The organism is Streptomyces lomondensis (assembly GCF_014651035.1).
Lineage (GTDB): Bacteria > Actinomycetota > Actinomycetes > Streptomycetales > Streptomycetaceae > Streptomyces > Streptomyces lomondensis.
Window position 1 is genome coordinate 90252 of the sequence record NZ_BMWC01000004.1, and the last position, 21468, is coordinate 111719.

Sequence of the window (21468 nt, forward strand, 5' to 3'; positions counted from 1 at the left end):
TCGCTCAAGAAGCCCGGGCCACCATGATCCGTATGCCTCGACTTCCCCACCCCACCCCCGAAGAACTGCGCCGCGACCCCCTGCCCCTGCGCGGCCGGACGGCCCTTGTCACCGGTGCCAGCCGGCGCGCCGGTATCGGCCATGCCGTGGCCCGGCGGCTCGCCGCCTACGGGGCGAGCGTCTACCTGCACCACCACGTGCCGCACGACGCCGACCAGCCGTGGGGTGCCGACCGCCCCGAGGACGTCCTCGCCTCGGTGCGCGACGCAGTCTGCGCCCCCGAGGCCCGGGTCGTGGCCGGACCCGGCGACCTGGCCGATCCGGCCGTGCCCGCCGAGCTCGTCGCCCGGGCCGCCGACGCGCTCGGCGGACGCCTCGACATCCTCGTCGCCAACCACGCGCAGAGCGGATTCGACGGCGCCCTCGACGACATCGACGCCACGATGCTCGACCGGCACTGGGCAGTCGACACCCGGTCGGTCCTGCTGCTGATCCAGGCCCACGCCCGGCTGCGGCCCCCCGGCCCCGGGGGGCGCGTCGTGATGATGACCTCCGGGCAGGACATCGCGAGCGGCATGCCCGGCGAGATCGCCTACGCCCTCCAGAAAGGCGCCCTCGCCTCGATCACCCGCTCCCTGTCGGCCACACTCGCCGAGCAGGGGATCACGGTGAACACCGTCAACCCCGGCCCCGTCGACACGGACTACCTGAGCGGCGCGGACTACGAGGCCGTCGCCGCACGCTTCCCCTCCGGCCGATGGGGCATGCCCGACGACCCGGCCCGCCTCATCGCCTGGCTGGCGACCGACGAGGCGGGCTGGATCACCGGCGAGGTCATCAACTCCGAGGGCGGCTTCCGGCGCTGATCACAGGGCGGACAGCTCGTCCACCAGGTCGTCCAGACCCAGGGACCCCTGCGACAGCGCCGCCATGTGCCACGCCTTCGGGTCGAAGGCCTCCCCGTGCCGGGCGCGGGCGTTCTCGCGGCCCAGCAGCCAGGCCCGCTCGCCGAGCTTGTAGCCGATGGCCTGGCCCGGCATCGACAGGTAGCGGGTCAGCTCGCTCTCCACGAAGTCCGCCGGCCGGCTGCTGTGCGAGCCGAAGAACTCCTGCGCAAGCGCGGGCGTCCACCGCTCGCCGGGGTGGAACGGCGAGTCGTCCGGGATCGTCAGCTCCAGGTGCATGCCGATGTCGATGATGACGCGCACGGCCCGCATCATCTGCGCGTCCAGGTAGCCGAGCCGGCGCTCCGGGTCCGTCAGGAAGCCCAGCTCGTCCATCAGCCGCTCCGCGTACAGGGCCCAGCCCTCGGCGTTGGCGCTCACCATGCCGACGCTCGCCTGGTAGCGGGAGAGGTCCTTCGCCACGTGCTTCCACTGGGCCAGCTGGAGGTGGTGGCCGGGCACGCCCTCGTGGTACCAGGTCGACACCAGGTCGTAGACCGGGAAGCGGGTCTCGCCCATGGTCGGCAGCCAGGTGCAGCCGGGGCGGGAGAAGTCGTCCGACGGCGGCGTGTAGTAGGGGGCCGCCGCGCTGCCCGGAGGCGCGATCCGCGACTCCACCCGGCGCACCCGCTCGGCCAGGTCGAAGTGGGTGCCGTCGAGCGCGTCCATCGCCTCGTCCATCAGGGCCTGGAGCCAGTCGCGGACCTCGTCGACGCCCTCGATGTGCGTGCCCTGCTCGTCGAGGTGGGCCAGCGCCACCCACGGCGTGGCCGCACCCGGCAGGATCTTCTCGGCCTCGGTCCTCATCTCGCCGAGCAGGCGGTGGTACTCGGACCAGCCGTACGCGTACGCCTCGTCCAGGTCGAGATCCGTGCCGTTGAAGTACCGCACCCAGCGCGCGTACCGCTCCCGGCCCACCACGTCCGGCGCGCCCTCGATCGTCGGCGCGTACACGTCCCGCATCCAGTCGCGCAGCCGTACGACGGCCTCGGAGGCCGAGCGGGCCGCCGCGTCCAGGTCGGACCGCAGGGCCTCGGGGCCGGCCGCCGCGAAGATCTCGAACCAGCCGCGTCCCTCGCCGTCCGCGTCGGCCCACTCGCCGAGCTGCTCCACGAACGTGGCCGTGGCGCGCGGTCCGCCGTACAGCTTCCGCTCCAGGCCGAGCGCCAGGGACTCCCGGTAGCCCTCCAGGGCGGCCGGGACCGCGCGCAGCCGCTCGGCGATCGCCGTCCAGTCCTCCTCCGTCTGCGCCGGCGTCACCGTGAACACCTGCCGCACCGAGTGGGCGATGGAGCTCAGGTTGCTGACGGAACGCAGGGCCTCGTCGGCCTCGTGCACGGCGAGTTCGGCGGTGAGCCGCTCGCGCAGCAGCCGCCCGCACCGGCGTTCGACGTCACTGTCCGCGCCGGGCTGCCGCTCGGCCTCGTCCAGCCGGGCCAGCGTCCGGCGAGCCAGCTCCGCGAACGCCTCCTGGCCCGCGGGGGAGGTGTCGGGCAACCTGCTCGAACTCTCCTTCACGCCGAGGAACGTGCCGGTGATCGGGTCGAGGGAGACGAGCTCGTCGACGTAGGCGTCGGCGACCTCACGGGGCAGCGGGCTCTTGATCTCAGACATGCGGTCCATCCTGGTACGACGGGAAGCGCACGTCACGCGGATTGAGCCGAGGGCGAAGGAGGCAGCAGCGGCCCGCACTCCCACTGCTGGAAGATCAGCCGGGTCTCCACCCGGGCCACCTCCCGGCGCGCGGTGAACTCGTCCAGCACGAGCCGCTGGAGGTCGGCCATGTCGGCGACCGCGACATGGACGAGGTAGTCGTCCGGCCCGGTGAGGTGGAAGACGGTCCGCGACTCCGGCAGCGCCCTGATCCGCTCCACGAACGGCCCCACCAGCTCCCGCCGGTGCGGTCTGACCTGCACCGACAGCAGTGCCTCCAGGCCGCGCCCCAGCTTGGCGGGATCCAGCTCCAGCCGGTGCCCGAGGATCACGCCGCAGCGGCGCAGCCGGGCCACCCGGTCCAGGCAGGTCGACGGCGCCACCCCGACCTGGGCGGCGAGATCCCGGTACGTCGTCCGGGCGTCGTTCTGCAACAGCCGCAGCAGGTGGAGATCCACCGGGTCCAGTACGACAGATTCGGCCATCGGCCGAACGTAGCACGGCGTCCGTGCCCACAGACCCGTTCGGTGTTCACCCTTTCGTCATGGACACAGCGAGCCTGGGCGCCCACGACGACGTACGCACCCCACCGCGAGCACTCGCCACCGAGGCCGTGCACGCCGGGCGGGACGACCTCGCCCGGCAGGGCCTGCACGCCCCGCCGATCGACCTGTCCACCACCTACCCGTCGTACGACAGCCGCGGCGAGGCGGCCCGGATCGACGCGTTCGCCGCCACCGGCGCGGAGCCGGACGGCCCGCCCGTGTACGGCCGGCTGGGCAATCCGACCGTCGCCCGCTTCGAGACCGCGCTCGCCCGCCTGGAGGGCACCGAGGCGGCGGTCGCGTTCGCCAGCGGCATGGCGGCGCTGAGCGCCGTCCTCCTCGTACGGGGCTCGATGGGCCTGCGCCACGTCGTCGCCGTACGCCCCCTCTACGGCTGTAGCGACCATCTGCTGACCGCCGGGCTGCTGGGCTCGGAGGTGACCTGGACCGATCCGGCCGGCGTCGCCGACGCGCTGCGCCCGGACACCGGCCTGGTCCTGGTGGAGTCCCCGGCCAACCCCACCCTCGCCGAGGTCGACCTGCGGGCCGTCGCGCACGCCTGCGGCTCGGTGCCGCTGCTGGTGGACAACACCTTCGCCACGCCGGTCCTCCAGCGCCCCGCCGAACAGGGCGCGCGGCTGGTGCTGCACAGCGCCACCAAGTACCTCGGCGGGCACGGGGACGTGCTGGCGGGCGTGGTCGCCTGCGACGAGGAGTTCGCGGGCCGACTGCGGCAGATGCGCTTCGCCACGGGCGGCGTCCTGCACCCGCTGGCGGGCTATCTGCTGCTGCGCGGCCTGTCCACCCTCCCCGTGCGGGTACGGGCCGCCTCCGCCACCGCCGCCGAACTCGCCCACCGCCTCGCCGCCGACCCGCGCGTCGCCCGGGTCCACTACCCGCGCATCGGCGGCGCCATGGTCTCCTTCGAGGTGCACGGCGATCCGCACGAGGTCATCGCCGGAGTACGCCTGATCACCCCGGCGGTGAGCCTCGGCAGCGTCGACACCCTCATCCAGCACCCCGCCTCCATCAGCCACCGCATCGTGGACGCGGAGGACCGCAGGGGGGCGGGGGTGAGCGACCGTTTGCTGCGCATGTCCGTGGGCCTGGAGGACGTAGAGGACCTGTGGTCAGATCTCGACCAGGCGCTTACTCAGGGGCGCGGGGAACTGCGCGAACAACCACAACGCACCCGCACCCGCCAACGGTCATGACCTCCTACGACGCTGAGGCGCTCCCCAACTCACCCGCACCCGTCGCAACAGACTCACCCAGCCGCGCCGTGATGACCAGCGTCCCCTCCTCGACCTGATAGTCGAGAGGAAGCCCCAGCCCCCGCATCGCCGCGACCATCCCCGTGTTGGACGCCTGCGTCACGGCATACACACTCGTGCACCCCGCCTCGGCCGCCATCGCCACCAGCCGCCCCAGCAACTCGGAGCCCACACCCCGCCGCTGCCACGCGTCCTCGACGATCAGCGCCACCTCGGTCTCGTCGCCGTCCCACAGCAGATGACCGAGCCCGACGAGCCGCCCGGAAGCCGTCTGCACGGCCAGCGTGCGCCCGAACCGCGGGCTGAGCAGGTGGTTGAGATACCGGTCCGCGTCCCCGACCGGCCCGTGATAGCGGAGCTTCAGCGTGCGCTCCGAGCACCGCTCGTGCATCGCCCGCGCGGCCTCCAGGTCACGCGTGTCGGCCCGCCGCACGGTGATGTCACTGCCCTCGGCGAGGGTGAGCACGTCCCGGCCGTGCGGGACGCGCGGACCGAGCCGGGCGTCCAGTTCCACCAGGGCCCTGGCCCGGGCGAACTCGGTCGGGGTGAACGGCAGGTACGGCCGCTCCACGGTGATCATCCCGCCTTCCGGCGCGCGCAGGCGCATCACCGTGTCGTCGAGGGCGCCCTCCACCGGAGCGCCGCTCGGTGCCCGGTCGTCGCCGGCCGGGGCGGGCTGGGAACGGATCGTGCACCGGCCCAGCAACTGGCGCAGGGCCAGGGGCAGTTCCGCGGCGTCCAGGGCGGTCCGGGCGGCGAGGCCCAGGACCCGGGTCGGCGCGTCCACCAGGTCGTGGGCGTCGGCCCGCTCGATCCAGGTGTCGAAGCCGCCCGCCGACCGGACGGCCGTGGTGATCGCGGACGCCGACAGCGCGTCCGGGGCGCGCAGCAGGAACTCGTCCACCGTGCCCTCGGCCAGGGGATGCGTCTGGAGGCTGAGGATGTCGACCCGGTGCCCGGCGAGGGCCGTGCACAGCGCCGCCAGTGACCCCGGCTCGTCCTTGACCGTCGTCCGCATCCGCCACAGGGTGTTCGCCCCCGGCACCGGCTCCGGTGCCGGGGACTCGGTATCACCCGTCGGCGGCGCGTGTTCGTGGCGTCGTGTTCGCCAGGCCTGGAACGCCGCCGAGACCCGCTGCCAGGGGCCCGCGGGGCCGCCGTTGTTGAGGTGCGTCACTTCCGTTACGTTTCGCGTCATGCACCCACTGTGAAGGAAGGGTGTTGCGTGATCACGAACGCCTTGTGACTGGCGGGTAAAAAGGGCATCGTGCCCTCTTTATCACCCCTTCAAACGTTGAGTTCCGTACCTACTGGCCGACCAGGCCGGGCTGGAGCACCTGGGTGAAGAGCACGGTGCCGTCCTGCTCGCGCAGACGCACCGTCAGTTCGCCGCTGCCGCCGTCGATGTCGACCTCGCCGAAGAACTGGTAGCCGCCCGCGGGGGAGACGTTGGCGGTGGTGGGGGCCTTCACGAAGACGCGCTCCGGGCCGAAGGTGCCGTCGAGCGTGTTCGCCGGGAAGGCACCGGCGTTGAGCGGGCCCGACACGAACTCCCAGAACGGCTCGAAGTCGGTGAAGGCGGCCCGCGACGGCTGGTAGTGCTGCGCCGAGGTGTAGTGCACGTCCGCCGTCACCCACACCGTGCCCGTGATCCGCCGGTGCTTGATGAACCGCAGCAACTCGGCGATCTGGAGTTCACGCCCGAGCGGCGCGCCGGGGTCACCCTGGGCGACGGCCTCGATGTTCGGCTTGCCGTCGCCGGTGTCCGGGACGACCAGGCCGAGCGGCATGTCGGAGGCGATCACCTTCCACACGGCACGGGAACGGGACAGCTCGCGCTTGAGCCACTCCAGTTGCTCGCGGCCGAGGATGCCTCGCGGGTCGGTGGGCTGGTCGTCCGGGGAGTTGGCGTTGCGGTAGGTGCGCATGTCCAGGACGAAGACGTCCAGCAGCGGGCCGTGGTGCTGCACCCGGTAGACGCGGCCGTCGGGGCGGCGCAGCGTGGAGATCGGGAAGTACTCCGAGAACGCCTGGCGGGCGCGGGTGGCGAGCACGTCGACGTTCTTCTCGGTGTACCGGGTGTCGCCGAGGATCTCGCCCGGGTACCAGTTGTTGGTGACCTCGTGGTCGTCCCACTGGATGATCGACGGGACCTGGGCGTTGAAGGCGCGCAGGTTCTCGTCCAGGAGGTTGTAGCGGAAGTTGCCGCGGAACTCCGCGAGCGTCTCGGCGACCTTCGCCTTCTCCTCGGTGGTGATGTTCCGCCAGGTCCGGCCGTCGGGCAGGGCCACGGTCGGTGCGATCGGGCCGTCGGCGTAGATGTTGTCGCCGCTGCAGATGAAGAAGTCCGGGTCCAGGTCGGCCATCGCCCGGTAGATCCGGTAGCCGCCGAGGTCCGGGTTGATGCCCCAGCCCTGCCCGGCCAGGTCGCCGGACCAGACGAACCGCACGCCGTCGCGGCGTTTGGCGGACGCGGTGCGGAAGGTGCCGGTGACCGGCTCGCCGGTGCGGCGCGGGTCGTCCGGGTCGGCGAGCAGCACGCGGTAGTGGATCTGCTCGCCGGACGGCAGGCCGCGCAGCGGGGTCGTGCCCGTGAAGTCCGTGCCCGGGCCCAGCAGCGGGCCGCGCCATCTGCGCGCGTTGCGGAACGACTCGGTCGCCGACGTCTCGACGATCATCCGGGCCGGCCGGTCGGACCGCACCCACACCAGCCCGGAGTCGCAGGTCACGTCTCCCGCCTGCACACCCCACTCCGCCTTCGGACGTCCGGACCGCGCGAAGGCCGGTGCCGCGCCGAGCGCGGTGGGCAGGGAGAGGGCCGCCGACGCGGCGAGGGAGCCGCGCAGGACGCTGCGGCGCCCGGGGAACGGACGGTGTGACATGGATACGCCTCCAGGGACGGGATCCGGCCAGTGTGCAGAGCCACAACTACTGGTACGCCGCAGCGCACACACGAACCCCAAGTGAACAACTGGCCGCGGGGTGAGGGAACCCGTGAGCGCGCCCGGCTCACCCGGTCGCGGCCTCCGCCACCAGACGCACCCGCGCCCGGCTCACCCGGTCGCGGCCTCCGCCATCAGACGCACCCCCTCGGCGATCCGGGCCGGCGGGACGTGCGCGTAGCCCAGGACGAGCCGCACCTTCTTCGCGGTGTCCTCGGTCCGCGTGTGGGCGCAGGCCGACAGCGGACGCACCGCCACCCCGGCCTCCGCCACGCGCGCGAGGAACCGCTCCTCGGGGCCGTACCGCTCCGGCAGCGTGGCGATCACATGCAGGCCCGCGGCGATCCCGGACACCTCCGAGCCGGGGAAGTGTTCCTCCAGGGCGGCGACCAGCGTGTCACGCCGCTCGCGGTAGGCGCGCTGGCAGCGGCGCAGCTGACGGTCGTAGTCGCCGCGTTCCAGGAAGCGGGCGAACAGCGCCTGGTCGAGGGCCGGGTGGCCGAGATCCATGGTGCGCTTGCGTTCGACGACGTCCTCCGCCCAGGACGCGGGCACCAGCAGCCAGCCCAGCCGCAGGCCCGGGGCGAGGGACTTGCTGACCGAGCCCGTGTAGGCGACGTGGTCGGGGTCGAGGCCCTGGAGCGCGCCGACGGGGGCGCGGTCGTAGCGGAAGTCGCCGTCGTAGTCGTCCTCCAGGACGATGCCGTCCACGGACCGCGCCCAGTCGAGCAGTTCGGCGCGCCGGCGGGCCGAGTAGGCGATACCGGTGGGGAACTGGTGGGCCGGTGTCGTCACGACGGCCCGTACGCCCGACTCCCGCAGCGGCTCCAGGGCGATTCCCTCGCCGTCCAGGGGCAGCGGCACGGCCGTGACCCCGGCCGAGGCGTACAGCGCGTCGTGCTGGGGACTGCCGGGGTTCTCCACGCCGACGGCGCGCATCCCGCGCGCGTGCAGCGCGAAACCGAGCAGGGTGGTCGCCTGGGTCACCCCGGAGACGATCATGATCCGCTCCGGGTCGGCCACCACGCCCCGCCGCCGGGTGAGCAGTTCGGCCAGCGCGGTCCGCAGCCCGGGCAGTCCGCGCGGATCGGGGTATCCCAGGTCCTGGTGCGGTGATTCCGCCAGCACAGCGCGGTGCGCGGCGGCCCACGCCGAGCGCGGGAACAGCGACAGGTCCGGCGTCCCTGGCACGAAGTCGGCGCGGGCACCGGGCGCGCGCGGTGCGAGGTCGTGCGCACGCGGCCGGGCGGCCCGTACGGCGGCGCCCACCCAGGTCCCGGCGCCCCGGCCGCTGCGCAGATAGCCCTCCGCCGTCAGCTGCTCGTACGCCTCCGTGACCAGCCCGCGCGACACCCCCAGGTCCGCCGCGAGGTCCCGGCTCGACGGCAGCCGCGTGCCCGGCGCCAGCCGGCCCGAACGAACCGCCTCGCGCAACGCCGCCTGGAGGGCGCGGCCACGCGTGCGTGCCGGTGCCGAAGCGGCCGGGAGCAGCACCTCCCAGGCGGCGGACGCGGCACCCCTGCCCGGATCGCTCTTGGATGGCCTCATGAGGGGAGACCTTAGAACCCCCGTGCCGGTAGCAGGAGTTCCGGTTCAGCGGCTGCCGTCGAGCACCACCCTGGCCACCAGCGCCGGGTCGTCGTTCATCGGGACGTGGCCGCAGCCGGGCAGCCGGACCAGCCGGGCGCGGGGGATGACGCTCTTGGCGCGCACGCCCTGGCGGGGGATCAGCAGCCGGTCCCGGTTGCCCCACGCCACGGTGACCGGCGTGCCCACGATGTCGTCCGTGAACTGCACGCTCCGGCCGGAGCGGAGCGTCTCGGAGAACCCCTGGGCCCGGGCCAGCGCGAGCGTCTCGGCGACCACGGCCTCGGGCGAACGACGGCCCGGGCGGGCGTAGATGGTGCTCGTCAGCAGGGTGCGGCCGATCGCCGGGCGGGCCAGCCGCTCGACCACGGGCAGCGGCATCCGCTGGGCGATCTGCCGCATCGCCGTCAGCACGGCGAACGCGTAGCGGCGCTCGGCCTCGTTCCAGAACCCGGCGGGGGACAGGGCGGTGACGGAGCGGACGAGGCGCGCCCGGGCCAGCTCCAGGGCCAGCAGGCCGCCCAGCGAGTTGCCCGCCACGTGCGGGCGTTCGAGCTCCAGCGCCTCGCACAGTGCCGCGAGGACGGCGTTCATCGTCGGCAGGTCGTGCGCCATGCCGTCGGGGAGCGCCGGTGACTCACCGCAGCCGGGCAGGTCCACGGCGATGACGTCGCGCTCGGCCGCCAGCGCGGGGATCACCGGGTCCCACACCTGCCGGTGGTGGCCGATGCCGTGCAGCAGGAGCAGCGGTTCGCCGCTGCCCTCGCGCGTGTACGACAGGGTCACGTGCTGCTCACCGCGCGGGGTGGCGACGTCGAAGGAGACGGTGGCGGCCATGGGGTGCTCCTCGGCTGTGCTGGCTGACGGACGCTGTAGACAGCTTGTCAGCAATTGCTACCGACGGGTAGCCCCATGGGGCCGCCACCTTCACGGCCCCGTGCCGCTCAACGGGCCCGGCGCACCTCCAGATTGAAGTCCGCGTGCCCGAACTTCTGCAGCAGGCCGACCCACAGGGGCAGCCACATCTCCACGGCACGGGCCGTCTTGATGCCGCCGAGGTCGAGCACCCGGTCCGCCGGCCAGCCGAACTCCCCGAGCAGCGCCGTCACCTGCTCCTTGGCGCCCGGGTCGTCCCCGCAGACGAAGACGTGGTGCTCACCGGGCACGCGCGCGGGATCCACCATGACCCGGCAGTTGACGGTGTTGAGCGTCTTCACCACGCGCGCGTGCGGAAAGGCCCGCTGGATCTGCTCGCCCACGCTGTCCGACTCCACCGGGGACAGCCGCAGCTCGCCCTCCTCGAACGCCAGCGGATTGGAGACGTCCACCAGCACCTTCCCGCCGAGGTTCGCCGCCCCCGCCGCCTCCAGCGCGGCGAGCGCCACCCGCCCGCCCACCGCGTTCACCACGACCTCCCCGAACGCCGCCGCGTCCGCGAACGTCCCCGTCCGTGCCCCGGCGCCAGCTGCGGCGGCCCACTCCGCCGCGGCCGGGTTGTCCCGCGTCCGCGAGCCGAGCGTCACCTCGTGTCCCAGCTCCACCAGACGGCCGCCGAGCGTGCGCCCGACCTCCCCCGTCCCCAGCACCGCGTACCGCATCGCCACCTCCGGGAGCCGTACCGCCGATCACCGGCGTCCTCTCGGCCATTGTGTCCGGCACGGGGCGATTCCGCCTGGACAGGGCCCCACCGGTGGGCTGGGATGGAGCCGTGACCACCGAGACCGCGACCGACGTCTTCGAAGCCCACCGCCCCGTCCTGCTCGGCGTCGCCTACCGCATGCTGGGTCGCGTGGCCGACGCGGAGGACGTGGTCCAGGAGGCCTGGCTGCGCTGGTCGGGCGCCGCCCGCGACGACGTGCGCGAACCGCGCGGCTACCTGGTGCGGATCACCACCCGCCTCGCCATCGACCGGCTGCGCCAGATCAAGGCCCGCGGCGAGACGTACGTCGGCCCCTGGCTGCCCGAGCCGTACGTCACCGACTTCGGCGACACCGTGCCGGACACCGCCGAGCGGGCCATGCTGGCCGACTCCGTCTCCCTCGCCGTCCTCGTCGTGCTGGAGTCGCTGTCACCGCTGGAGCGGGCGGTGTTCGTGCTGCGCGAGGCCTTCGGCTTCCCGTACGGCGACATCGCCGCCATGCTCGACCGCGGCGAACCGGCGGTGCGGCAGCTGGCCGGCCGGGCCCGCAAGCACGTCGAGGAGCGGCGGTCGCGCTACGAGGTCGACCCCGCCCAGCGGCGTGACCTCACCGAACGGTTCCTGGCCGCCGCGGCGGACGGCGACCTGGAGGGCCTGATGGCCCTGCTCGCCCCGGACGTCCGGCTCGTCGGCGACAGCGGCGGCAAGGCGCGGGCGCCGCTGCGGGTGCTGGAGAGCGCCGACAAGGTGGGCCGCTTCCTCGCCGGCGCCGCCCAGAAGGGCCTCCCGGACCTGTCCGTGCGTTTCCTGGAGCTCAACGGCGGCCCGGCCGTGCTGGTCCTGTCCGGCGACAAGCCCGACGCCGTCTTCCAGCTCGACGTCGCCGACGGCCGCGTCCAGGCGGTCTACGTCATCAGGAACCCCGACAAGCTGCGGTCGCTGGCCGCCGTCTAGACGCGGCCGGGCCGTGCGGCCGAGGGGCCGTACGGATGTCCCGTGAACGTTCCCGGCCATTGGTCTTGACCAAGGATCAGGGCCGCCCTATGGTCGCAGAGAAGTGCAACAACCTTTAATAAACAAGGGCGCGAAAAAGCCGCCGACCACGGCGATTGCGGAGGACAGGGTGGGGACCACGCAGCTGGAATCGGTGCCGGAACCGAAGTACTGGCATCTCAAGACCGTGCTCAGTCAAGCGCTCGACTCGGAGTTCTCCGTGGGCGAGATCCTGCCCAACGAGCGCGACCTCGCGGCCCGCTTCGGCGTCGCCCGCGCCACGCTCCGCCAGGCCTTGGAGCAGCTCGAACTGGAAGGCAGGCTCCAGCGCCGCCGCGGTGTCGGCACGACCGTCGCGCCGCCCCGCGTGGGCGTCTCCCTCGGCACCGGCCCGCACACCTGGCCGGGCGGCCCCGATGACGCCTGGCAGCCCGTCGACTGCTCGGCGGCCGTGCCGCCGGCGGCAGTCGCCGAGGTACTGGGGACCGGCGCCGACGAGCCCGTGCACATCGTGCGCCGCTCGCGCGTCTCGCAGGGGCGGCCGGTGGCCGCCGAGCTGCTGTACGTCCCGCAGTCCTCGGTGCCGGAGCTCTCCGCGATCGACGCGCCGTCCGGAGCGGCACGTGCGCGTGCGGTGCTCCGGGAGCTCCAGCGGCTGGAGCTGGAGCGGCAGGAGAACGCGGTGGAGCTCGGTTCCGCCGGGGCCGATGACGCGAAGGAGTTGGACCGGCTGCCCGGGGCGCCTGTGCTGGTGGTGACGACGCGGTTCGTCGCCGCGGGGGGTACGGCTGCGCTTTCGGTTGCCACTTATCGCGCTGACACGTGCCGGTTGACCTTCGGTGATGCGGGGGGCGTGGAGATCGATGCCGGGCCGCAGCGGCGGGCGTCTTGACCTTGGCGCCGTAGGGGTGTGTGGTGCGTTGGGGGCTGCGGGTGCGTTGTGGCTGGTCGCGCCCACGCGGCGGAGCCGCAAATCGATACAGCCCCGCGCCCCTAAAAGGCTGTTGCACTGCCGTCCATCGTGAAGAGCTGTTCCTCCACGTGGTCCAGGGCCAGGCGTAGGGCGCCTGTCGCGACTGCCGCGTCGCCGAGGCGGGAGAGGGTTACCTGTGGGGGGCGCAGGCAGTAGCGGGCGAGTTCGTGGCGGAGGGGGTCCAGGACGCCGTCCAGGCCCGCCGCCCAGCCGCCGATGACGACCAGTTCCGGGTCGAGGGCGAGGGCGAGGGCGGCCACGTCGTGGACCAGGCGCCGGATGAAGCGGTCGACGGCGGCGCGGGCCCGCTGGTCGCCCTGGCGGGCCTGGGCGAAGACCTCCGCGACCGCCTGTTCGTCGAGGGGGTGGAGGGGCTCGTCCGTGGTGGACAGGAGCCTCTCGGGCGTCACCTCCCGGCCCAGCAGGTGCAGCGCTCCGATCTCGCCGGCCGCGCCGCCGTAGCCCCGGTGCAGCCGCCCCCCGATCAGCGAGCCGGCGCCGGGGCTGAGCCCCGCCAGCACGAACACCACGTCGCCGGACTCGACGGCCGCACCCTTCCAGTGCTCGGCGACGGCCGCCGCGTTGGCGTCGTTCTCGACCAGGACCGGGCACTTGAACGACCGGCTCAGCCGCTCGCCCAGCCGCAGCCCCGTCCACCCGGGCAGCGCCGTGCCCAGCCGTACCGTGCCGTCCGCCTCGACGATGCCGGGCGTTGCCACGCCCACGGCCCGCAGCGAGCCGCGGGCGACCCCGGCCCGCCGCAGCAGCTCGGCGACCGCGCCCCGCACCCGCTCCAGTCGCTCGTCGGCCCCCGCCGTCTCCGTCACGTCCCTGGCCTGGGCGCCGATCACCCGGCCGTCCAGGTCGGCCAGCAGCGCCGCCACCCGGTGCGCCCCGATCTCCACGCCCAGCAGGTGCCCGGCCTCCGCCCGGAACCGGAACCGCCGCGCCGGCCGCCCCTGCCGCCGGGCGGCACCCTCCTCGGCGGCCTTCTCCACGACGAGCCCGGCCTCGATGAGCCCTTCGACGACGCCCTCGACGGTCGGCCGGGACAGCCCCGTCACCCGGGTGATCTCGGTCAGCGTCGCGCAGTCCGTGGCACGCAGCGCGTGCAGCACCACCGCGGAGTTGATCCTGCGCAGCAGCGAGGGATCCCCGCCGGTCAGCCGCCCCACCGTCCGTCCTCCCAGGTCGTGCGCGTGTTGGCCGGATCGTACTTCGGCGCGGCACACCCCGGCGAGGGGCGGGCACCGGCCCCGGTGATCAGCCCGGCGCCACGAACCCCGACTCGTACGCGGCGATCACCGCCTGGGTGCGGTCCCGCGCCCCCAACTTCGCCAGCACGGAGCTGACATGCGACTTCACGGTCTCCGTGCCCACGACCAGCCGGGCCGCGATCTCCGCGTTCGACAGCCCCCGCGCCATCAGCCGCAGCACCTCCGCCTCGCGCTCGGTCAGCTGGGCCCGCTCCAGCACGGCCCGCGCCGCACGGTTCCCGCCGCCCTCGCCGTACTCGGCGGCGAGCTGCCGCACCGACGCCGGGAACAGCAGCGACTCGCCCTCGGCGATCAGCCGCACCGCGTGCACGATCTCGGCCGGCCGGGCCCGCTTCAGCAGGAACCCGTCGGCACCGGCGCGCAGCGCCTCGTACACGTACTCGTCGTTCTCGAAGGTCGTCACCACCAGGATCCGCGGCGGCTCGTCGACCGTCCGCAGCAGCGCCCGGGTGGCCTCGATACCGTCCAGCAGCGGCATCCGGACGTCCATGGCGACCACGTCCGGCCGCAGCCGCCGCACCAGCGGGATCACCGACGCCCCGTCCGCGGCCTCCCCGACCACCTCGATGTCGGGCTGTGCCTCCAGCACGGCCCGCAGACCCGCGCGTACGAGGGGTTCGTCGTCGACGAGGAGAACGGTGACCGGCATCGGCCTAGCCTAGATCAACTCAACGGCAGCTCGACATGAACCTGCCAGTCACCCTCGTCGGGGCCGGTCCGTGCCAGTCCGCCCAGCAGGGCCGCGCGCTCGCGTATGCCGCGCAGGCCGCTGCCGCGACCGGGGCCGGGTATCCCCGCCGGGCACGGATTGCGTATCGCGATGACGAGAGTGTCGTCGGCGGCGTGCACACGCACCCGTACCGGGACCGCCCCGGCGTGCCGCAGCACATTGGTCAGCGACTCCTGGAGGATCCGGTAGCCCTCCCGGGACACCGGACCGGGCACCGTGTCCACCGGGCCGGTCACCTCGGCGTCGACCTTCGCCCCCGACGCGCGCGCGGACTCCAGCAGGCGGTCGGCATCCGCGAGGGTCGGTCTGCTGCTCACCGGTTTCTCCGACTCGCGCAGGATGCCGAGCACCCGCTCCAGGTCCTCCAGGGCCGCCCGGCCGGTCTCCTCGATGGCGCCCAGCGCCCGGTCGGTGAACTCCGCGTCGCCCGCCGCCCGCGCGGCCCCCGCCTGCACCACGGCGACCGTGAGCGCATGCCCGATGGAGTCGTGCAACTCGCGGGCGATACGCGTGCGTTCCAGAAGCTGTTCGGTGCGCTCCTCCAGGGCGGCGAGCCGCTCGGCGGGGGAGGGGCCCAGCAACCGCAGGGCGAGCCGGGTGACGAGGTGCCCCGAGCCGACCACGAGGGCGGCCGTCAGCACCAGGGGCAGGGGTGCGAGCAGCACATGCCACCAGTGGTGGCCGCCCACGGGAATCCAGGAGCCGGCGGCGCGCTCACCGCTGAGCGCCGTCGACACGAGGTCCACCGAGAGGAACGGTAACTGGAAGGTGAGGTGGGACACCACGGCGCCGAGGAGCAGCCGAAGCTCCAGCCACACCACCGTCCGTCCGCGGTCGGCCCACGTGGCCGAGGGAGCGACCATGATCCCCATGCTCGCGCTCTCGTCCCGATGGCCGAACAGCAGCAGCCGGGCCTGGAACCCCTCCACGACCCGCGCGGCGGGTATCAGGCCCGCGAGCCCGAGCAGCACCACCGCGGTGACCGGAGTCCACCACGCCTCGTCGATGAACAGCCACAGCGCCGGCCACACGACGGCCATCGCGAGATGCAGCCACCGCGTGTACGTCACCGCCCGCGTGAACGGGCGCAGCATGCGGACCATTGCGTCATCGTGCCAGCCACCACTGACAGCGAGCCTCCCCCGCCCGGGGGAGACGATCTCCACCGCCGGGGGAGGCCCGGACCCCGCCCCGGCGGCCAGGCTGCTGCCATGACCAGCATCGACGTCCAGGACCTCACCAAGGAGTTCGGCGGCCGGCGAGCCGTGGACCACCTCACCTTCCGCGTGCTGCCCGGCCGCGTCACCGGTTTCCTCGGCCCCAACGGCGCCGGGAAGTCCACCACCATGCGGCTGGTGCTCGGCCTCGACCGGCCGACCGCCGGCAGCGCCACGCTCGGCGGCCGCCCCTACGCGACCCTGCGCGAACCCCTGCGCCATGTGGGCGCCCTGCTCGACGCGCAGGCCGCGCACGGCTCCCGCACCGCCCGCGACCACCTCCGAGTTCTGGCCGCGAGCAACCGCATTCCGGACCGACGGGTCGACGAGGTGCTGGAGGAGACCGGCCTGGCGTCGGTGGCCCGCCGCCGCGTGCGGACCTACTCCCTGGGCATGCGCCAGCGGCTGGGCATCGCCGCCGCCCTGCTGGGCGACCCCGAGGTGGTCATGCTGGACGAGCCGTCCAACGGCCTCGACCCCGAAGGCATCGTGTGGATCCGCAGGGTGCTGCGCCGGCTCGCGGCGGAGGGCCGCACGGTCCTGGTCTCCAGCCACCTGATGAACGAGACCGCGTCCTTCGCCGACCACCTCGTGGTGCTCGGTAGGGGCCGGCTGCTGGCGGACACCCCGATGCGGGACTTCATCCACGCGCGTGTGCGGCCGCGCGTCCGCATCCGTACGACCGACCCCGTCGCCCTGAAGTGCGCCCTCGCCCGGCACGGCCACGACGTCGTGGAGCACGAGGACGGCCACTGGACCGTGCACCACGCGCGCGTGGACGACATCGGCCGCGTCACCTCCGGCGCGGGCGTGCCCGTCCTGGAACTCGCGGCGGAGGAAGGCACGTTGGAGCAGGCCTACTTCGACCTCACCGGGACCGAGAGCGAGTTCACCGCACCCTCCCAGGAGGCCTGACCATGCACCACACGGCTGTTCTCCGTTCCGAGTGGCTGAAGATCCGCACGCTCCGCTCGCTGCCGGGCGCGCTCCTGGCCCTGTTCGCCGCGACCACGGCGTTCTCCGCGATCGCCGGTGTCTCCGGCACGTCGGACCCGGGGTTCGACCCGCTGTTCACGGCGCTGTCCGGTGTCATACCGGGGCAGATCGCGGCCGTCGCCTTCGGGGCCATGGCCGTGTCGTCGGAGTTCCACCAGGGCGCGCTCCGGCTCTCACTGGCCGCGGTTCCGCAGCGGGGCCGGTGGTTCGCTGCCAAGGCGGCCGCCATCGCCGTACCGGCCCTGGTGGTCGGGCTGGTGACGGCACTCGCCGCCCTCCTGGTGGCGCGGGCGGGGCTCGGCACGGCGGCCGACCGGCTCAGCACCGGCGAGCAGGTGCGCGGTGTCGTGGGCTGCGGGGTCTACCTCATGCTGATGGCCCTGTTCGCCGCCGGGCTCGCCGCCCTGCTGCGCAGCGGCGTGGCCACGCTGTCCCTGATGGTCCCGTTCATCCTCGTCGTGTCGTTCGTGATCGGCGACGCGACCGGCACCGTCGCCGACTTCCTGCCCGACAAGGCGGGACAGCTGGTCCTCCACGAGACGTACGACGGAACCCTCGGGCCCTGGTCGGGTCTCGCGGTGACCGCGCTGTGGACGGCCGGCGCCCTGCTGGTGGGAGCGTGGCGCCTGCGCCGCCGGGACGCCTGACCGGGACCGGACTGATGCCCCGCCAAGTGTCAGTGGCGGCGGGTTTACTGGACCCATGAACATCGCACAGCACCTCGCCCTCATCGACGAGCTGTGCTACCGCCCCTTTCCGGCGGAGCACGGCCCGTCGGACGTCGGCGCCTCGGGACCCGGCCACCACGTCGCGGTGTTAGACGCCGCGGCGGACAGCGACCCGGCGCGGTGGGCGGTGGTGGTCGACCAGTTCGAGAAGGACCGGGACGCCGTCTACGAGCTGCTCGCCTCGCGCTGGGGCGACACACCGCCCTACAACCTGCAGACCGTCCTCCTGCGCACCGAGCGCGAGGAGATACCCCGGCCGTGGGCCGAGTTGAGCGAGCGCGCCGACGTCGCGTACCTGTGGGAGGTGGAGGGCACCGGCCGCTGGGTCGCCGTGGCGGTCACCGGCCGGGACGCGTCGCAAGAGGTCCAACTGCTGGCCCTGGTGACGGAGATCGACCCGCCGTGAGCGATCCCCTGGTCACGGACATCGACCCGCCGTGAGGGTCAGCCCTCGGCGGCCTCCCGCAGCCGCGCGAACTCCTTGGCCATCGTCTCGGCCGTCCAGTGAGCGTTCAGCCCGCTCGGGTTGGGCAGCACCCACACCCGCGTGTCCCCGATGGTCCGCGCCTGCGGTCCGACCCGGGCCTTCCGGTCGTCGAACGCCGCGCGGTACGCGGTCACTCCCACCACGGCCAGCCAGCGCGGCCGCAGCCGCCCCACCTTCAGCGCGAGCAGCCGCCCGCCCTCCCGGTACTCCTCGGCACTCAGCTCGTCGGCCCGAGCCGTGGGCCGTGCCACGACGTTGGTGATGCCGAGCCCGTACGACAGCAGCTCCCGCTGCTCGGACGGCTTGAGCAGCCGCGGCGTGAACCCGGACCGGTGCAGTACCGGCCAGAAACGGTTGCCCGGGCGGGCGAAGTGATGGCCCGTCGCGGCGGTCATCAGACCGGGATTTATCCCGCAGAACAGCACCCGCAGACCGTCCGCGACCACGTCCGGCACGACACGGTCGCGGGCGGCCTGAAGCTCCTCCGGCGTGAATCGCGCCATGGTGTGCGGCGCGTCAGAGAATCGCCCCGGGCGTGTAGCCCGCGGCCTGGGGGTGCTGCTTGACGATCTCCTCGACCCGGGCGACGACGGCGGCGACCTGGTCGCCCGCGGCACCCGTGAAGGACAGCTTGTCGGCCATCAGCGCGTCCAGCTCCGCGCGGTCGAGCGGAATGCGCGCGTCGGCGGCCAGCTTGTCGAGCAGTTCGTTGCGCTCGGCGCCCTGCTCGCGCATGGCGAGCGCGGAGGCGACGGCGTTCTCCTTGATCGCCTCGTGCGCGAGCTCCCGCCCGACACCCGCGCGCACGGCGCCCATGAGGACCTTGGTGGTGGCGAGGAACGGCAGGTAGCGGTCCAGCTCACGGGCGACGACCGCCGGGAACGCGCCGAACTCGTCGAGCACCGTCAGGAACGTCTCCAGCAGACCGTCCAGCGCGAAGAACGCGTCCGGCAGCGCGACCCGGCGCACCACCGAGCAGGACACGTCGCCTTCGTTCCACTGGTCGCCCGCCAGCTCGCCGGTCATCGAGGCGTAGCCGCGCAGGATCACCATGAGGCCGTTGACGCGCTCGCAGGAGCGGGTGTTCATCTTGTGCGGCATGGCGGAGGAGCCGACCTGGCCGGGTTTGAAGCCCTCCGTGACCAGCTCGTGCCCGGCCATCAGCCGGATCGTCTTCGCCAGCGACGACGGCGCCGCCGCCAGCTGCACCAGCGCGGTGACGACCTCGTAGTCCAGCGAGCGCGGGTAGACCTGGCCGACCGAGGTGAAGGCCTGTGAGAAGCCCAGGTGCGCGGCGATCCGCTGCTCCAGGTCCGCGAGCTTCGCGGCGTCCCCGCCGAGCAGGTCAAGCATGTCCTGCGCGGTGCCGACCGGGCCCTTGATGCCGCGCAGCGGGTAGCGGCCCAGCAGCTCCTCGACCCGGCCGTAGGCGACGAGCAGCTCGTCGGCGGCGGTCGCGAAGCGCTTGCCGAGGGTGGTGGCCTGCGCGGCCACGTTGTGCGAGCGGCCGGCCATGACCAGCTCGCCGTACTCACCGGCCAGCTTGCCCAGGCGGGCCAGGACCGCCACCGTGCGGTCGCGCATCAGCTCCAGCGACAGCCGGATCTGGAGCTGCTCGACGTTCTCGGTGAGGTCGCGGGAGGTCATGCCCTTGTGCACGTGCTCGTGCCCGGCGAGGTCGTTGAACTCCTCGATCCGCGCCTTCACGTCGTGCCGCGTGACCTTCTCCCGCTCGGCGATGGAGGCCAGGTCGACGGTGTCGAGCACGCGCTCGTAGTCGGCGAGCGCCGCGTCCGGCACCTCGATCCCGAGGTCCTTCTGGGCCCGCAGCACGGCGAGCCAGAGCTGCCGCTCCAGCTTCACCTTCTGCTCGGGCGACCAGAGCGTGGCGAGCTCGGCGGAGGCGTAGCGTCCGGCGAGGACGTTCGGGATGCGGGGCTTGGCGGGAGCGGAAGTCACGTGGACGGAGTATACGCAGCGTCCACGGCGGCCCAGAAGCGTCCATACCTTCCGGAGAGCGCAGGTCGGAGCCACCTTGACCTGCGCGTCTCGGTCGTGGTCCCTACACGCTGTCGAGGATCTTCGTCCGGCGATCCTGGTACTCCGCGTCCGTGATCGCTCCGGCCGCCCGCAACTGGTCCAGCGTGGCCAGGCGCGCGGCGATGTCACCGGCGGGGGAGGCCGCCGCAGGCGCGGCCTGGGCCGGAGCGACGGGGGCGGCACTGCCCGAGATCTTCATGCGCAGGTGGTCGGCCAGCGCCTTCCCCTGGTCCTTCGGCACCTGCTTGATCTCGGCCTTGTTGCCCGACGCGAACACCGTCAGCGTGCCCATCAGCATGCCGCCCGACCACTGCACGGAGCTGATCCGGCTGTACGGGAAGTCCTCCACCTGCTGGGACATCACCCCGTGGAAGTAGAACACCAGCCGCTGGTTCGTCATCGCCAGCAGGCCGTTGCCCCTGCCGTACACCCCCGCGGCGAGCATCTCCACCGTCTCGCCCTCCCACAGCACCTCGGGAAGCCTCTGGATCTCACGCTTCGCGCCGAAGGAACTGGACAGCTTCTCGGCCGCTGCATCGATGTCCGGCCGTACGTTGAACGCCACCATGGCGGTCCCCCCCTTCAGGATGTGCCCGGATCGTACCGACGCGGGACGGGAACCGCTTACATCCGGTCCTCGTACGGCAGCAGTTCGGGGCGCTTGGGCGGCAGTCCGTCGCCCGAGGAGCGGCCCGTCAGGCGGCGGCCGATCCACGGCAGCAGGTGCTGCCGGGCGAAGCGCACGTCCGCCGCACGCCGCATCAGCCAGCCCGGCGGCAGCGTCGTCGGCATCGGCGTGCGCCACTCGGTGTCCTCGGGCTCGTGACCGAGCTGCTGCCACACGGCCTCGGCGACCCGGCGGTGGCCCTCGGCCGTCAGGTGCAGCCGGTCCACGTCCCACAGCCGCGGGTCGGCGAGCGAGGGGGCGCCGTACAGGTCGACGACCAGTGCGCCGCGCCGCGCGGCCAGCTCGTCGACACAGGCGAACAGCTCCTCCATGCGCGGCCGGAACCGCTCCAGGACGGGGCCCCGCCGGCCCGGGCTGCGCATCAGCACGAGCTGCTTGCAGGAGGGGGCCAGCTTCTCCACGGCCTCCTCCAGGAGCCCGCGCACCCGGCCCATGTCGCACTTGGGCCGCAGGGTGTCGTTGAGGCCGCCGACCAGGGTGACGACGTCGGCTCCCATGGCCGCCGCCACGTCCACCTGCTCGTCGACGATCTGCCGGATCAGCTTGCCGCGGACCGCCAGGTTGGCGTACCGGAAGCCGGGCGTACGGGCCGCCATCCGCGCGGCGAGCAGGTCGGCCCAGCCTCGGTAGGTGCCGTCGGGCAGCAGGTCCGACATGCCCTCGGTGAAGGAGTCGCCGACCGCGACCAGGCTGGTGTAGGTGGGGTTCGTCTGCATGGCGACGGAAATGGTATCCCGTGCACATACCCAGCGGTC

General features: G+C 73.2%; 21 protein-coding genes. 7 read left to right on the forward strand and 14 right to left on the reverse strand.

All coding sequences use genetic code 11. From position 1 onward, the window contains the following. The first annotated feature begins 32 nt into the window (after positions 1-32). A complete protein-coding gene (locus tag IE255_RS15545) occupies positions 33-866 on the forward strand; it encodes an SDR family oxidoreductase (protein WP_190050849.1) in 834 nt (277 codons plus the stop codon). Here IE255_RS15545 and IE255_RS15550 read toward each other — a convergent pair whose 3' ends face one another. Together IE255_RS15550 and IE255_RS15555 are read right to left on the reverse strand one after the other, a co-directional pair. Continuing rightward, positions 867-2558 carry a DUF885 domain-containing protein gene (locus IE255_RS15550; RefSeq protein ID WP_190050850.1) on the reverse strand — a complete coding sequence of 564 codons (1692 nt, stop codon included), beginning with the start codon at positions 2556-2558 and terminating at the stop codon, positions 867-869. A gap of 32 nt (positions 2559-2590) precedes the next feature. Further along, entirely contained in the window at positions 2591-3082 is a 492-nt protein-coding gene (locus IE255_RS15555) for an Lrp/AsnC family transcriptional regulator (RefSeq protein ID WP_190050851.1), read from the reverse strand. Between the two features lie 59 nt (positions 3083-3141). On the opposite strand from IE255_RS15555, the gene IE255_RS15560 reads away from it, so the two are divergent. Then, positions 3142-4356, forward strand: a complete 1215-nt coding sequence (locus IE255_RS15560) for a trans-sulfuration enzyme family protein (protein ID WP_190050852.1) — start codon at positions 3142-3144, stop codon at positions 4354-4356. A 4-nt stretch (positions 4357-4360) separates the two neighbouring features. Here IE255_RS15560 and IE255_RS15565 read toward each other — a convergent pair whose 3' ends face one another. From IE255_RS15565 to IE255_RS15585, 5 genes are all read right to left on the reverse strand, one after another. Next, positions 4361-5614 (reverse strand): GNAT family N-acetyltransferase, encoded by a 1254-nt coding sequence (locus IE255_RS15565; RefSeq protein WP_190050853.1) that lies wholly within the window; start codon positions 5612-5614, stop codon positions 4361-4363. A 109-nt stretch (positions 5615-5723) separates the two neighbouring features. Beyond that, positions 5724-7298: an alkaline phosphatase D family protein gene (locus IE255_RS15570; protein ID WP_190050854.1), complete on the reverse strand. Its 1575-nt coding sequence runs from the start codon at positions 7296-7298 to the stop codon at positions 5724-5726. 171 nt (positions 7299-7469) lie between these two features. Continuing rightward, positions 7470-8906 carry a MocR-like pyridoxine biosynthesis transcription factor PdxR gene (gene pdxR, locus IE255_RS15575; protein WP_190050855.1) on the reverse strand — a complete coding sequence of 479 codons (1437 nt, stop codon included), beginning with the start codon at positions 8904-8906 and terminating at the stop codon, positions 7470-7472. Between the two features lie 45 nt (positions 8907-8951). Then, positions 8952-9782 carry an alpha/beta fold hydrolase gene (locus tag IE255_RS15580; RefSeq protein ID WP_190050856.1) on the reverse strand — a complete coding sequence of 277 codons (831 nt, stop codon included), beginning with the start codon at positions 9780-9782 and terminating at the stop codon, positions 8952-8954. A 107-nt stretch (positions 9783-9889) separates the two neighbouring features. After that, entirely contained in the window at positions 9890-10543 is a 654-nt protein-coding gene (locus IE255_RS15585; protein ID WP_190050857.1) for an NADPH-dependent F420 reductase, read from the reverse strand. A 110-nt stretch (positions 10544-10653) separates the two neighbouring features. Between IE255_RS15585 and IE255_RS15590 the strand changes: the two genes are divergently transcribed. Then, the gene (locus IE255_RS15590) at positions 10654-11538 is read left to right on the forward strand and encodes an RNA polymerase sigma-70 factor (RefSeq protein ID WP_190050858.1); all 885 of its coding nucleotides are present in this window, start codon (positions 10654-10656) and stop codon (positions 11536-11538) included. Between the two features lie 169 nt (positions 11539-11707). Beyond that, positions 11708-12469, forward strand: coding sequence for a GntR family transcriptional regulator (locus IE255_RS15595; RefSeq protein WP_190050859.1), 762 nt, complete (start codon positions 11708-11710; stop codon positions 12467-12469). Between the two features lie 101 nt (positions 12470-12570). Here the strand turns inward: IE255_RS15595 and IE255_RS15600 are convergent, their stop codons facing one another. From IE255_RS15600 to IE255_RS15610, 3 genes are all read right to left on the reverse strand, one after another. Next, the gene (locus IE255_RS15600; protein WP_190050860.1) at positions 12571-13725 is read right to left on the reverse strand and encodes an ROK family transcriptional regulator; all 1155 of its coding nucleotides are present in this window, start codon (positions 13723-13725) and stop codon (positions 12571-12573) included. Positions 13726-13813: 88 nt separating this feature from the next. Further along, positions 13814-14476, reverse strand: coding sequence for a response regulator (locus IE255_RS15605; RefSeq protein ID WP_190050861.1), 663 nt, complete (start codon positions 14474-14476; stop codon positions 13814-13816). Positions 14477-14490: 14 nt separating this feature from the next. Next, a complete protein-coding gene (locus tag IE255_RS15610; RefSeq protein WP_190050862.1) occupies positions 14491-15660 on the reverse strand; it encodes a sensor histidine kinase in 1170 nt (389 codons plus the stop codon). A 108-nt stretch (positions 15661-15768) separates the two neighbouring features. Here IE255_RS15610 and IE255_RS15615 point away from each other — a divergent pair, with 108 nt between their 5' ends. Genes IE255_RS15615 through IE255_RS15625 form a run of 3 tightly spaced genes read left to right on the forward strand, consistent with a single transcriptional unit; the run spans position 15769 to position 17904 of the window. After that, positions 15769-16689, forward strand: a complete 921-nt coding sequence (locus IE255_RS15615; protein ID WP_190050863.1) for an ABC transporter ATP-binding protein — start codon at positions 15769-15771, stop codon at positions 16687-16689. Positions 16690-16691: 2 nt separating this feature from the next. Continuing rightward, positions 16692-17417, forward strand: coding sequence for an ABC transporter permease (locus IE255_RS15620; protein ID WP_190050864.1), 726 nt, complete (start codon positions 16692-16694; stop codon positions 17415-17417). Between the two features lie 55 nt (positions 17418-17472). Next, on the forward strand, positions 17473-17904 hold the full coding sequence (locus tag IE255_RS15625) for a hypothetical protein (RefSeq protein ID WP_190050865.1): 432 nt from the start codon (positions 17473-17475) through the stop codon (positions 17902-17904). A 38-nt stretch (positions 17905-17942) separates the two neighbouring features. On the opposite strand, the gene mug is transcribed toward IE255_RS15625, so the two are convergent. From mug to IE255_RS15645, 4 genes are all read right to left on the reverse strand, one after another. After that, a complete protein-coding gene (mug, locus tag IE255_RS15630) occupies positions 17943-18488 on the reverse strand; it encodes a G/U mismatch-specific DNA glycosylase (protein WP_190050866.1) in 546 nt (181 codons plus the stop codon). Between the two features lie 13 nt (positions 18489-18501). Continuing rightward, on the reverse strand, positions 18502-19944 hold the full coding sequence (purB, locus tag IE255_RS15635; RefSeq protein ID WP_190050867.1) for an adenylosuccinate lyase: 1443 nt from the start codon (positions 19942-19944) through the stop codon (positions 18502-18504). Between the two features lie 103 nt (positions 19945-20047). Then, positions 20048-20593 carry a PH domain-containing protein gene (locus tag IE255_RS15640; protein ID WP_190050868.1) on the reverse strand — a complete coding sequence of 182 codons (546 nt, stop codon included), beginning with the start codon at positions 20591-20593 and terminating at the stop codon, positions 20048-20050. Between the two features lie 56 nt (positions 20594-20649). Then, positions 20650-21429: an SGNH/GDSL hydrolase family protein gene (locus IE255_RS15645; protein WP_190050869.1), complete on the reverse strand. Its 780-nt coding sequence runs from the start codon at positions 21427-21429 to the stop codon at positions 20650-20652. Positions 21430-21468 lie beyond the last annotated feature (39 nt).

Bases quoted from the DNA above. Each gene is read 5' to 3' on its own strand.
- pdxR (WP_190050855.1), bottom strand. From the start codon at position 8,906: ATGAGGCCATCCAAGAGCGATCCGGGCAGGGGTGCCGCGTCCGCCGCC.
- IE255_RS15580 (WP_190050856.1), bottom strand. From the start codon at position 9,782: ATGGCCGCCACCGTCTCCTTCGACGTCGCCACCCCGCGCGGTGAGCAG.
- IE255_RS15640 (WP_190050868.1), bottom strand. From the start codon at position 20,593: ATGGTGGCGTTCAACGTACGGCCGGACATCGATGCAGCGGCCGAGAAG.
- IE255_RS15555 (WP_190050851.1), bottom strand. From the start codon at position 3,082: ATGGCCGAATCTGTCGTACTGGACCCGGTGGATCTCCACCTGCTGCGG.
- IE255_RS15560 (WP_190050852.1), top strand. From the start codon at position 3,142: ATGGACACAGCGAGCCTGGGCGCCCACGACGACGTACGCACCCCACCG.
- IE255_RS15605 (WP_190050861.1), bottom strand. From the start codon at position 14,476: ATGCCGGTCACCGTTCTCCTCGTCGACGACGAACCCCTCGTACGCGCG.
- IE255_RS15570 (WP_190050854.1), bottom strand. From the start codon at position 7,298: ATGTCACACCGTCCGTTCCCCGGGCGCCGCAGCGTCCTGCGCGGCTCC.
- IE255_RS15565 (WP_190050853.1), bottom strand. From the start codon at position 5,614: ATGACGCGAAACGTAACGGAAGTGACGCACCTCAACAACGGCGGCCCC.
- IE255_RS15615 (WP_190050863.1), top strand. From the start codon at position 15,769: ATGACCAGCATCGACGTCCAGGACCTCACCAAGGAGTTCGGCGGCCGG.
- IE255_RS15620 (WP_190050864.1), top strand. From the start codon at position 16,692: ATGCACCACACGGCTGTTCTCCGTTCCGAGTGGCTGAAGATCCGCACG.
- IE255_RS15585 (WP_190050857.1), bottom strand. From the start codon at position 10,543: ATGCGGTACGCGGTGCTGGGGACGGGGGAGGTCGGGCGCACGCTCGGC.
- IE255_RS15610 (WP_190050862.1), bottom strand. From the start codon at position 15,660: ATGGTCCGCATGCTGCGCCCGTTCACGCGGGCGGTGACGTACACGCGG.
- mug (WP_190050866.1), bottom strand. From the start codon at position 18,488: ATGGCGCGATTCACGCCGGAGGAGCTTCAGGCCGCCCGCGACCGTGTC.
- IE255_RS15645 (WP_190050869.1), bottom strand. From the start codon at position 21,429: ATGCAGACGAACCCCACCTACACCAGCCTGGTCGCGGTCGGCGACTCC.
- IE255_RS15625 (WP_190050865.1), top strand. From the start codon at position 17,473: ATGAACATCGCACAGCACCTCGCCCTCATCGACGAGCTGTGCTACCGC.
- IE255_RS15550 (WP_190050850.1), bottom strand. From the start codon at position 2,558: ATGTCTGAGATCAAGAGCCCGCTGCCCCGTGAGGTCGCCGACGCCTAC.
- IE255_RS15545 (WP_190050849.1), top strand. From the start codon at position 33: ATGCCTCGACTTCCCCACCCCACCCCCGAAGAACTGCGCCGCGACCCC.